5 protein-coding genes are annotated in these 13,553 nt (G+C 39.2%); all 5 read right to left on the reverse strand.

The annotated features are described in order from the left end of the window. Positions 1 to 210 precede the first annotated feature (210 nt). The 5 genes from HMPREF1481_RS05540 to pyrR all read right to left on the reverse strand — a co-directional run bounded on the left by HMPREF1481_RS05540 (position 211) and on the right by pyrR (position 13,483). Positions 211 to 6,873 (reverse strand): SspB-related isopeptide-forming adhesin, encoded by a 6,663-nt coding sequence (locus HMPREF1481_RS05540; RefSeq protein WP_016466062.1) that lies wholly within the window; start codon positions 6,871 to 6,873, stop codon positions 211 to 213. Between the two features lie 393 nt (positions 6,874 to 7,266). Further along, positions 7,267 to 10,443 carry a carbamoyl-phosphate synthase large subunit gene (carB, locus tag HMPREF1481_RS05545; protein WP_016466063.1) on the reverse strand — a complete coding sequence of 1,059 codons (3,177 nt, stop codon included), beginning with the start codon at positions 10,441 to 10,443 and terminating at the stop codon, positions 7,267 to 7,269. 448 nt (positions 10,444 to 10,891) lie between these two features. Beyond that, positions 10,892 to 11,971, reverse strand: a complete 1,080-nt coding sequence (locus tag HMPREF1481_RS05550; protein ID WP_016466064.1) for a carbamoyl phosphate synthase small subunit — start codon at positions 11,969 to 11,971, stop codon at positions 10,892 to 10,894. A 49-nt stretch (positions 11,972 to 12,020) separates the two neighbouring features. Beyond that, a complete protein-coding gene (locus HMPREF1481_RS05555) occupies positions 12,021 to 12,944 on the reverse strand; it encodes an aspartate carbamoyltransferase catalytic subunit (RefSeq protein WP_016466065.1) in 924 nt (307 codons plus the stop codon). Positions 12,945 to 12,961: 17 nt separating this feature from the next. Then, positions 12,962 to 13,483, reverse strand: a complete 522-nt coding sequence (gene pyrR, locus HMPREF1481_RS05560) for a bifunctional pyr operon transcriptional regulator/uracil phosphoribosyltransferase PyrR (RefSeq protein ID WP_016466066.1) — start codon at positions 13,481 to 13,483, stop codon at positions 12,962 to 12,964. Positions 13,484 to 13,553 lie beyond the last annotated feature (70 nt).

Below are 13,553 nucleotides of genomic sequence, written 5' to 3' on the forward strand. Positions count from 1 at the left end.
ATGTTCTCAAGCATAAAAAGATTTGATTCTTAAAAACATGTTAAGTTTATCAAAAAAGATATGTAATTTCAATAGTTTTCACTTTCTTTCAATATTTTTTTCATAAATCTTTTAAAAACTATAAAAAGGCCTTGCTCTTACGAGCAAAGCCTTTTCATTTCAGAACTAAAATCGTTAGTTTTTCACTAGATTAATGTGAACCTATCAATTTTAGTCTTCACGTCTTTTTGATTTTGCAACCAAACCAAGTCCTACTAGACCAAGTGCCGCACCAAGAGCAGCCACTCCAGCTGTAGATTGCTCACCTGTATTTGGCAACTCACGTCCCTTAGGTTTTTCAGGGGTTGGTGGTGTTACTGGTGTTGGTGGAGTTGGTGGTGTTACTGGTGGTGTCGGAGGTGTTACCTTGTTATTAAACTCAGTATCTTCCGGCATTTGTGTAGTAAGAGTCAATACCTTACCTTCTTTAGTTACAGTAACTCCAACTGTAGCAACCATCTTGTCGTATTCGACGCCAGCTTCTGTACCTTGTACTTCTTCTACGTGATAGATATATGTACCTTCTTCGCCACGTTTGAATTCAAGAGCTGAGAACTTGATCTTACCTTCAGCATCATTGCTTACAGTTTCAATCACATTTCCATCCTTGTCTTTCAGTACAAAAGTAAACTCACCAGCCTTAAGTGCACGACCTTCCAATTTCTTAGTGAAGTTGAATTCAACTTTAACTGGAATATTTACAACACGTTTTTCAGTTGGTTTTTCTGGTTTTTCAACTGATTTCTTAGTTGGATCGTATTGGTGAACGATTTGAGAAGCTGTATTTTCAATATCTACACCTTCCTTAGCAGTATCCTTGATTCGTGCAAGAATATCAAACTTGTAGTAACGTCCAAATGCTAATTTAGCAGTGTCGATTACTTGTGTATTCTCTGCATCTCCAAGTGACTTAGTCAATTCAGCCTTAGATGTAGCAGTAATGACACCATCCACAATTGAGATATCAAACTTAGCGGTTACATCTTCACCAGTTACTGAATCGTAAGCTTTAATATCAGCTACATTAACATCCAAGTTTTCACTGTCATATTTATCTGTAATTCCAACAGATTGAATATTGTGAGCTTCTGTAAATTTAGTTGTATCCAACCATACTTGGTAAACAACCTTATCACCTTTATGGAGTGTTTTAGTATTGATATTTTGAGCTTCATTATTATCAGCTTTGTCCGCATATGGATCTTTGTTGGTATCAGCTACTTTATCAGTCAACTCTTTATCATCATCCAAAAGTTTAGTTCCAGTAATGTCAAATTTCTCTTCGTTAAGAATGTATTTCTCTGGGTTAAACTCAGGAGTTTCTGGAGGAGTCACAGTGTTATTGAACTCTTTGTCTGGAGCGTCAGTCACTGTCTTCACAAGTGCTTTAGCTTTTCCATCGTGTTCAACTTCTACTGTGATTTCAGCCTTCATTGTATCGTAAGTAACTGTTCCGTCTGTTCCAGCTACTTCTTCTACAGTGTACTTGTGAGTTCCAACTTGGGCTTTCGTGAATTCAAGTGTAGCGAATTTCACCTTACCATCTTTGTCGTTCTGAACTGTTTCGATTTCAGTACCTTCAGAGTCTTTCAATACGAAGCTGAACTCACCAGCTTTCAATTCACGGCCTTCGAGTTTCTTAGTGAAGTTGAATTCAACTTCAATTGGAACTGAGTTGACACGTTTTTCAGTTGGTTTTTCTGGTTTTTCAACTTTCTTCGTAGTTGGGTTGTAGTAGTTTACGATTTGCGCTGCGGTATTTTCGATATCTACTCCACCTGCAACGTCTGCTTTAACAGTGGCTGGGATATCAAATTTATAGTAGCGACCAAACTCGAATTTAGTTGTGTCGATGATTTGAGTGTTGTCAGCATCGCCAAGTGACTTGGTGAAGCCAGCTTTAAGAGTTGCAGTCATCACACCATTTTCAACCTTGATGTCGAACTTATCTGTCACATCTGCACCAGTTACTGAATCGTAAGCCTTGATAGCTGAAGCGTCTACATCAACCTTAGTTTCATCGAAGTCATCTGTGATACTTACTGATTGGATGTTATCCTTGTTGTTTGCGTCGAACTTAGTAGTGTCCAACCATACTTGGTAGTAGACCTTATCACCACGTTTAACAGTCTTAGTATTGATGTTTTCTGCTTCGTTGTTTGAAGTTCCATCTACATATGGATCTGTATTTGTTTCACCATATTTATCAGTCAACTCTACATCATCATCAAGAAGCTTGTTATCAGTGATTGAGAATTTAGCTGTATTCAATACGTATTTCTCTGGTTGGAACTTAGGCTCTTCTGGAGGAGTCACGACGTTATTGAATTCTTTATCTGGAGCGTCAGTCACTGTCTTCACAAGTGCTTTAGCTGTACCGTCGTAAGAAATTTCAACTGTAATCTCAGCTTTCATTGTATCGTAAGTAACTGTTCCGTCTGTTCCAGCTACTTCTTCTACAGTGTACTTGTGAGTTCCTTCGTCACCCTTCATGAATGATAATGGTTCAAATTTCACTTTACCATCTTTATCATTCTTGACAGTTTCGATTTCGTTGCCTTCTGAATCCTTCAATACGAAGCTGAATTCGCCAGCTTTCAACTCACGGCCTTCCAATTTCTTAGTGAAATTGAATTCGATGTCGATTGGAACTGAGTTGACACGTTTTTCAGTTGGTTTAACTGGTTTTTCAACTTTCTTAGTTGATGGATTGTAATAATGTACCAACTGACTTGCAGTATTTTCAATATCAGCACCTGCTACAACAGAGTCTTTTACAGTGGCTGGGATATCGAATTTATAGTAACGACCAAACTCGAATTTAGTTGTGTCGATGATTTGTGTGTTGTCTGCATCTCCAAGTGACTTGGTGAAACCATCTTTAAGTGTAGCCGTGATAATTCCATTTTCAACCTTGATATCAAACTTGTTAGTTACATCAGCACCAGTTACTGAATCGTAAGCTTTGATATCTGAAGCATTGACATCAACTTTTGTTTCGTCATAATCATCTGTGATGCCAACAGTTTGGATATTATCCTTGTTGTTTGTGTTAAATTTAGTTGTATCCAACCAAACTTGGTAAACAATGCGTTCACCTTTACGAACACCCAGTGTGTTGATGTTATGCTCTTCGTTATTATCATGTCTATCAGCATAAGGGTTGTTGTTTGTATCCGTTACTGAATCAGTTAGTTCTTTATCGTCATCTAATAATGAATCACCTTTAATATCAAAACCTTCTTGGTCCAATACATATTTCTTAGGTTGGAACTTAGGTTCTTCTGGAGGTGTTACAACGTTATTGAACTCTTTATCAGGAGCATCAGTCACATTTGCAACGATTGCTTTAGCAGTACCATCATGAGATACGCTTACTGTTACTGTAGCAACCATGTCATCGTATGTAACTGTTGAATCAGTACCTGGAACCTCTGAAACAGTATAAGTGTAGGTCTTACCAAGGTCATCTTTACCAAACTTAAGTGTCTTAAAGGTAATCTTACCTTCTGCATCATTCTTAACAGTCTCAATTTCAACATTGTCTTTCTTAAGAACAAAGCTAAATTCACCAGTTGCTAGAGTACGTCCTTCCAACTTCTTAGTAAACTTGAGATCAACTGTAATTGGTACAGTATTTACACGTTTTTGAGTTGGTTTTTCAGGTGTCTCTACAGATTTGCTTACTGGGTTATAGACATGAACGATTTGGTTGGCTTTGTTTTCAATATCTACTCCACCTTTAACATCTGATTTAACAGTAGCTGGAATATCGAATTTATAGTAGCGACCAAATTCGAATTTAGTTGTGTCGATCACTTGAGTGTTATCTGCATCACCTAAAGACTTGTTCATAGAAGCTTTAGAAGTAGCTGTGATGACACCATTTTCAACTTTAATATCAAACTTAGAAGTTACTTCTTCACCAGTTACACTGTCGTATGCTTTGATATCAGCAGCGTTAACTGTTACTTTTTCAGCGTCATAAGTATCAGAAATACCAACAGATTGGATGTTGTTTCTATCTGTGAAGTTTCTAGTATCCAACCATACTTGGTAAACTAATTTATCTCCACGTTCAACTGTTTTAGTATTGATATTTTCAGGTTCATTATTAGTAGTTTTATCAGCATACGGATCTGCATTGGTTTCAGTGTACTCATCCGTTAACTCGTTGTCATCATCTACTAATTTTGTACCAGTAATATCATATTTTTCTTTGTTAAGTACGAATTTTTCTGGTTGGAATTCAGGTGTTTCTGGAGGAGTAATCTTGTTGTTGAATACTTTATCTTCAGTACCATCAGTTGATGCACCGTTATCATCCACACCACCAGTAGAAACTACGTTCGTTACGGTTGTTAATGCATGACCTTTTTTAGAAACTTCTACAGTAATGGTAGCTTTCATAGCATCGTATACCATGCCAGCTTCTTTAGCTGCAGGGACAACTTCTTCAACAGTATAAGTATGAGTACCAACTTTAGTGTTGTCGAATGCGATTTCTGTGAAAGTTACAGTTCCATCGGCTTTGTTAGCTACAGTTTGAACTTCTTCACCATCAGAATTTTTAAGCACGAAGTTAAATTCGCCATCTTTAAGCTCACGTCCAGCCAATTTCTTAGTGAAGTCAAATTTAACTTTAACAGGAGCTACAACATAGTTGTTGAAGATCTTATCATCAGCACTTGTGCTAAATCCACCTTCTGAACTGTATTTAACGCTAGCTACTAAATCACCTTTAGAGTTTTCTGTTACAGTAACTGTCATTGTAACAGTCATTGCATCGTAGTCAACGTTCGCATCAGAGCCTTTTTGCTCAGTAATCTTGTATTTATAGGTACCAACTTTGTTAAAAGTAAGCTTGCTGAATGTCGCTTTGCCGTCCTTGTTTGTAACAGTTTCTTCGTGTTTATCAGGACTGCTCTTCTCTTCTGTTAACTTGAATGTGAACTCGCCGTCTGTCAAGACACGTCCATCCAATTGTTTTTCAACTTCTGGAGTTACTTCAACTGGCTCTTGTTTTACATAGTAGTAAACAGTTGGTTTATATGGTGTTAACGAGTTTAATAAGTCAACGTTTGTACCAATCTGTACATATGCACCATTTTCTAATTGACTATTAGGTGAAAGGTGTCCGATACCGTCTCCTAAAAATGGTACGAATACTGTTTTCTTGGGTGTATATCCAGCAGCAGTTTGGAAGTCAAATGGAACTTCTACTCCATTAGGATGGTTTACACCTTTATTATCAGTAAAAGCAATTGTGTTAAGAGGTGATTTCTTAACTACTAAATCTTCTTTATTGTAATCACCTGGTTTAATAGGTTTAGTTTCCGCTAGTAACATATATCCATCAGTGCTTAATGTACCATCTGAACGTTTACTTTGTTGTTTTGGATCAAGTAGATAGACACGAATAACGACTGAACCGTCTTCACCTACGATTTCTTTAATACGTTTAATTCCTGCACGCTCAGCGTCCATGAATTTAGTACCAACTACGTAAGGACGACTTACAAAGCCAGTTGTCGAATCTGGATTTGCTGTTTGGTAAAGTTTGTATCCATCAAATTGACGCTCACCAGACGCTGTGAAATGTTGTCCTTCCATAGCTTTAGTTGCATATTTAGCTAAATCTACTTCTTTACCATTTGGTACGTAGTCTTGAACAGTTTTATCTGTTTTATTAGCGTTAAATGTAGCATTATTTTTATCGACTACTCTATAGTAAGTCGGTTTTTCGACAAATTTTGGAATTTTAGCGTTTGAATCAGTAATTGTACGACCGTTATAAGCTGGTTCCACAACGTTAATAATATCAGTTGATGTACGAGCATTATAAACATCTGTATATAATTTTTGTTCAGCTTCATTTTTTGGATTTACTAAAGCTTGAATACTTGCCCCAACTTCATAACCAAATTGAATGAATGGTTCGTCAGTTTTACCAGGTCCTGCTCCTAAACCTTTGTTGTAATCATATTTCACAGTTAATTGTCCATTAGAGGCAGCAGTTGTAGTTGTGAATTTTTGAATACCGCTTGACGCAGAAAGAGTTTTAGTTTCTACTACATTACCAGTAGTTTTATCGATTAATTCAACAGTTGTTTCTGTAGAATCATCAAATCTTTTATACGCACGTGTATAATAATTTGTATTATATCGTTCATTAAAGCGAGTAAGGTCTATGATACTGTAAGTATACCAATCTCCTTCTTTTCTTGCATAACCAGAAGGAACAGTTTGTGACACAACCTTAGCTCCATTTGGATTTGTGATCGCAGGATCTACAGTTTCACCATCTTTTAGATATGTACTAACACTGACTGGTTTAGAGTTGTGATCTCCAGAAACTGCATCTTCCGTTGTAGCACGACGATTACGGACTTTAGGTTTATCACCTTCTGAAACAGCTGGCTTTGTTTCTTCAGCTTTTTCAACTGGCTTAGCGGTTTCTTTCTTAGCAATCTCAGTCTCTGTTGAAGCAGGTTTTACCTCTTCTGCTTTTTCTGAAGACACTGGTTCAGATTTAGCTTCTTCTGTTTTAGCTTCAGAAGCAGGTTTTACTTCTTCTGCCTTGTTCCCCTCAGCAAGCTCAGTTGTTGCAACATTTGCTACGACATCTTGTTCCTTTTTAGAGGAATCATCACTGCTGACATCCTTTTTCACCAACTCAGTTTTTTCTTCAGAAGCTGGTTGTGTAGGGAGCTCAGATGCTTTAACTGCTCCACCATTTGCCATCATAAAGCTAAGAGTTGTCCCTAAAAATACTGATGCAACACCTACCTTATATTTACGCAAAGAAAAACGTTGTTGTTCTTTTCTTATCATATGGATAAGTTCTCCTTTTATATATTTTACTAACAGAAGGTAATATTTCTACAAATCTTGAACCTTATGCACAAAAATTATAACTAGATTTTACCCGCTTTAGCATTTCTATCATATCAAAAAATCAATATTAATTCAATTAATTATATGCTCCAGAGAACGCTTTCTAATCACTTTTAACAGTGTTTCTTAGCCTTTTATAATTTATAATATATATTTAAATGTATGTATAAAAAAAGCCTTATATACAAGATTTTTTTATTTAATAATCGTTTCATTTATTATATTTCTTTTTCTAAATATTTCGATTTGATTACATTTTAAAGATTGTGAACACTGTAACGTATTTTCAGACTAAAAAAATGATTCCCTTACGAGAATCATTTTTTAATCTTAGATAGCCTCAGTAACAAAACTTCTGCTTTCTAGTACTTTCAGCATGGCATCTGCCGTATCAAGAGCTGTAAAAAGTGGCACACCATGTTCGATAGCTGATCGACGGATTTGTTCACCGTCTTCATCGGCTGTACGTTTGGTACCAACTGTATTGATAATGGCTTGGATTTTTCCTTTACGAACATAACTTGGAATATCATGTTCATCATCACCAATCTTACCAACAAGTTGAGCCTGCAATCCATGACTTGCAAAGAACTCTGCAGTTCCTTGAGTCGCAAGGATTCCGTAGCCAATATTTTGGAAACGACGAGCCAATTCCAAGGCTTCTTCTTTTGCATCATCTGCAATTGTAAAGACAACATTCCCAAATGTTGGCAAGTGCAAATAAGAAGCTTCAAAGGCTTTGTATAACGCTTTTTCAAGAGTTGTATCAGAACCCATGACTTCCCCTGTTGACTTCATTTCAGGACCGAGCAAGCTATCTACTTTTGCTAGTTTGGTAAAGGAGAAGACTGGCGCCTTGATGTGAACGCGAGTGCTTTCTGGATAGAGTCCATCTTGGTAACCAAGTTCTTCAAGACTCTGACCGAGAATCAACTTAGTCGCTACCTGAGCCATAGGGATGTTGGTTACTTTAGAAAGGAATGGAACCGTACGACTAGCTCGTGGGTTGACTTCAATGACGTAGACTTTTTCATCCTTGATGACAAACTGGATATTCATCATTCCAAGGCAGTTAAGACCAATAGCTAAGCGTTTTGTGTAGTCCGCAATGGTTTCTTGGACTTTTTGAGATAAGGTTTGTGGAGGGTAAACAGCCATGGAGTCCCCTGAGTGGACACCAGCACGTTCGATATGCTCCATGATACCAGGAATGAGTACATTTTTCCCATCTGAGATGGCGTCTACTTCACATTCCTGACCGACGATATATGAGTCTACAAGAACTGGATGGTCTGGACTAGCCTTAACAGCTGTACGCATATAAGAACGAAGGTCTTCTTCGTTTTCTACGATTTCCATAGCACGCCCACCCAAGACATAAGAAGGGCGAACGAGAACTGGGAAGCCAATCTTACGAGCTGCAAGCACAGCTTCTTCTTCATTTGTTGCTGTTTGTCCAGGTGGCTGAGGAATATCCAAGTCTTTGAGGGCTTGCTCGAAGAGGTCACGGTCTTCGGCACGGTCTAGGTCAGAAACTTGCGTCCCAAGGATAGTTACACCAGCTTTTGCCAATGGTTCAGCAAGGTTGATGGCTGTTTGACCACCAAATTGAACGATAACACCTTTTGGTTGTTCAAGGTCAATAACATTCATGACATCTTCAAATGTCAATGGTTCAAAGTAAAGTTTGTCTGATACAGAGAAGTCTGTTGAAACTGTCTCTGGGTTTGAGTTCATGATGATGGCTTCGTAGCCAGCAGCTTGAATCGCCTTAACTGAGTGAACAGTTGCGTAGTCAAACTCAACCCCTTGACCGATACGGATTGGACCAGAACCAAGGACAAGTACAGATTCCTTATCTGACTTGATAGATTCATTTTCCCAACCATAAGTAGAATAGAAGTATGGAGTTTCTGATTCAAACTCTGCTGCACAAGTATCAACCATCTTGTAAACTGGGACAATCTTGTTTTCCAAACGTAGTTGGCGAACTTGGTCAGCTGTAGTATTCCAGAGTTCAGCAATCTTACGATCTGAGAAACCATTGAGTTTTGCTGTTTTTAGGACTGCTAGATCTTGTGGATGAGAACCCAATTCTTGCTCAATCTCAAAGATATGCAAGAGTTTATCAAGATAGAAGATATCAATCTTAGTCAAGTCAGCAATCTCTTCTGGTGTATAACCACGACGAATGGCTTCAGATACGTAGAAAAGACGGTCATCTTGAGCTTTGACAACTTTTTCAATCAAGGCATCATCTGAGACTTCTGCAAGTTCAGGCATTTCATTGTGGTGAACTCCAATTTCAAGAGAACGACAAGCCTTAAGAAGTGATTCCTCGATGTTACGACCGATAGCCATAACTTCTCCAGTTGCCTTCATCTGAGTACCAAGACGACGTTCACCCTTTTCAAACTTGTCAAATGGGAAGCGTGGAATCTTTGCAACCACATAGTCAAGGGCTGGTTCAAACATAGCATAAGTTGAACCTGTAACAGGGTTAATAACTTCATCCAAGGTCAACCCTACCGCAATCTTGGCAGCTAATTTAGCAATTGGATAACCCGTCGCCTTAGAAGCAAGGGCTGACGAACGCGATACACGAGGATTTACTTCGATAACATAGTATTTGAAGCTATGCGGATCAAGTGCCAGCTGAACGTTACACCCACCTTCAATCTTGAGCGCACGAATAATGCTCAAACTAGCATCACGAAGCATTTGGTTTTCATAGTCGGACATGGTTTGTGCTGGAGCAAATACGATAGAGTCCCCTGTGTGAATCCCAACTGGGTCAAAGTTTTCCATGTTACAAACCACAAGGGCATTATCAGCTGAGTCACGCATGACTTCGTACTCGATTTCCTTGAAACCAGCAATGGAACGTTCAATCAAACACTGGGTAACAGGTGATAACTTCAAACCATTTTCAGCAATTTCACGCAGTTCTTCCTCATTGGCACACATACCACCACCGGTACCACCAAGAGTAAAGGCTGGACGCACAATGACTGGGTATCCAATAGTTGCTGCAAAAGCAACTGCTTCTTCAACTGTATTTACAATTTCAGATTCTGGAATCGGTTGGTTCAGTTCTTCCATCAACTGTTTAAAGAGATCACGGTCCTCAGCTTGATCAATGGCAGACAATTTAGTACCGAGAAGTTCTACTCCAAGCTCATCTAAGATTCCGTTTTTAGACAATTCCATGGCCATGTTAAGCCCTGTTTGCCCTCCAAGTGTTGGAAGCAAAGCATCTGGACGTTCCTTACGGAGAATACGAGTCACAAATTCAAGTGTGATTGGCTCAATGTAAACCTTGTCTGCAATTTCCTTATCAGTCATGATGGTTGCAGGGTTTGAGTTTACCAAGACAACCTCGTAACCTTCCTCTTTTAAGGACAAGCAAGCCTGGGTCCCAGCATAGTCAAACTCAGCAGCCTGACCAATAATAATCGGACCAGAACCAATCACCATAATTTTTTTGATATCAGTACGTTTAGGCATTTATAAGATATTAAGGGCGTCAAGCGGACAAAGCTAAAATAGGAGTTATGACGAAGAACTCTCAGTTCTAGGAATAACTATCTTTTTAGCACCGTCCGTAGCCCGTATTCAGTTTAGTAAATACGGACCACCCTTCTCCTTTCTATTCGTCGCCTCACAGAGCGACATTAAATAAATTCTCCGACGATTTTTTAGCGAAACGATACTTTTCGGTAAAAAATCTAGTGCAGGAAGTTTTTAGTTCGCCCAATAGCGACTAAAAGAAACGACCTGCCTTTCTATTCGTCGCCTCACAGAGCGACATTAAATAAGATACAAAGGACGAATAGAAAGCGATTGAATTTTAGGAAACCAAGGAAGGATTGACAATCCAAGTTGGTTTCTCTGAATTCCGAGCTTTCCGATCGTGTTCAGTTACATAAATTCTCCGACGATTTTACACTCGTCATTAATTTGTTTGTTTGAAGGCTTCCATCATCTCGATGAACTCGTCAAATAAATAATTTGCATCGTGTGGACCAGGAGCTGCGTCTGGGTGGAATTGTACAGAGAAACCTGGTTGGTATCTGTGACGTACACCTTCAACTGACTTGTCATTGATCTCTTCGTGGGTGATAATCAAGTGCTCTGGTAAATCCTCACGGCTAACGGCGTAACCATGGTTTTGACTAGTAAAGTCCACGCGCCCAGTTGCAATTTCTCGAACTGCATGGTTAAAGCCACGGTGACCAAACTTCATCTTGTAAGTCTTTGCACCATTTGCCATTGCAAAGAGTTGGTGACCCATACAAATCCCAAAAATTGGAATCTTCCCTAGAATACCACGAATCATGTCGAGCGCTTCTGGAACGTCTTCTGGGTTACCCGGACCATTTGACAACATAACTCCGTCTGGATTCAAATGTAGGATTTCCTCAGCAGTTGTTGTATATGGAACTACAGTTACGTTACAATCGCGTTTAGATAGTTCTCGTAGAATTGAGTGTTTTAGTCCAAAATCAACAAGAACAACACTCAAGCCAACTCCTGGAGCTGGATAAGAAGTCTTGGTAGAAACTTGTCTGATATTATCAGTCGGTAAAACAGTCGCTTGAAGTTGATCAGCAACATGATCCATACTGTCTCCAGCATGTGTCAAGGTTGCTCGCATGGTTCCATGTTTACGGATAATTTTTGTAAGAGCACGAGTATCAATCCCTGAAATACCAGGAATTTTCTTAGCTTTCAAGAATTCATCCAGCGTCATTTGATTCCGCCAGTTACTTGCTCTACGTGCCTCTTCGAAGACTACAACACCCTTACAAGTAGGGCTGATAGATTCGTAATCATCACGGTTAATCCCATAATTCCCCACCAATGGATAAGTGAAGGTCAAAATTTGTCCATTATAAGACTGGTCTGTAATGGATTCTTGATAGCCTGTCATCCCTGTATTAAAGACGATTTCCCCTGTTACATCAATATCTGCACCGAAGGCTTTACCTTCAAAAACTGTGCCATCTTCTAAAACTAGAAGTCGTTTTGTCATATTCTCACCTCTCGTGGACGCTCACTGGCGTCTTTTAACGTTTTGTGTCTTATTTGGCTTTTCTACTTGCCAATACGGATTCTAAGATTGCCATTCGAACAAAGACTCCATTGGTCATTTGTTGAACAATGCGTGATTTTGGAGCTTCAACCAAGTGGTCAGCGATTTCTACATCCCGATTTACTGGAGCAGGATGCATAATGATTGCTTCTTCTTTTAAGCGATTGTAGCGTTCTTGGTTCAAGCCATGCTGAGCATGATAGCCTTCTTTTGAAAAGACGGCTCCACTTTCGTGGCGTTCATGTTGAACTCGAAGCAACATCAAAACATCCACCTGGTCAACAATCTCATCAATGGTAACAAACTGTCCATAGTCAGCAAATTCTTGACTTCGCCATTCTTCAGGTCCTGCAAAGTAGAGCTCTGCACCTAAGCGTTTCAAAATCTGCATATTGGATTTGGCAACGCGTGAATGATCCAAGTCTCCAGCAATCGCTACCTTGAGTCCTTCAAAATGTCCGAATTCTTCGTAAATTGTCATTAAATCAAGCAGACTCTGACTAGGATGTTGCCCTGAACCGTCACCACCGTTGATAATCGAAGTCGTGATCGTCGGACTCGCAATCAATTCTCTGTAGTAATCAACCTCAGGGTGACGAATAACACAGACATCTACACCAAGCGCTGACAAAGTCAGGATGGTATCATAGAGTGTCTCACCTTTGTTGACTGAGCTTGTCTTTACATCAAAGTCAAGTCGTTCCAATCCTAGTTTAATCTCTGCAACTTCAAACGATTTATGCGTTCTTGTCGAATTTTCAAAGAAAAGATTGGAAACAATGGGATGGTCTTCGTAAGGGATCTGAGCTCCATTTTTAAACTCAATCCCTCGTTTAATCAATTTCATAACCTGATCCACAGTAAGATCTTCCATGGACACCACATGGTTGAGTGCTTGTTGATTTTCTGACATGGCTACTCCTTTAGCTATTAAGCTTCTTCAGTAATCAAAACTCTATCTTGGCCATCAAGTTCTGTCATCTCAACGATGATTTCTTCCGAACGACTGGTTGGAATATTTTTCCCAACGTAATCTGGTCGAATTGGCAATTCTCTGTGTCCACGGTCAACTAGCACCGCAAGACTCACGCGCGCTGGACGACCATGTCCAACAATGTTATCGATAGCAGCACGGATTGTACGGCCTGTATAGAGCACATCATCCACCAAGATGACCTCGCGGTCTGTCACATCGACAGAAATTAATGAAGTATCCTCACCACTTTTAACATCGTCGCGGAAAGGTTTAGTATCTAATTCTACAACAGGAACTGAGATGTTTTCCAATTGTTCCAAGCGTTCTTGAATACGGTAAGCAATAAAGACACCACGTGTTTTGATACCCGCTAAAATGATTTTATTCAAATCTTTGTTGCGTTCGATGATTTCATAAGTGATACGCGTAATTGCTCGCTTGACGGTTAATTCGTCTACAACTTCTTTTGTCTTCATGACAAACCTCCAAAAAGAAAAGTCTCCTTTTTCAAGGAGACTTGAGAATGTATAACTAAGCGAGCCTTAC

Origin of the sequence: Streptococcus sp. HPH0090 (genome assembly GCF_000411475.1) — a bacterium.
GTDB lineage: Bacteria > Bacillota > Bacilli > Lactobacillales > Streptococcaceae > Streptococcus.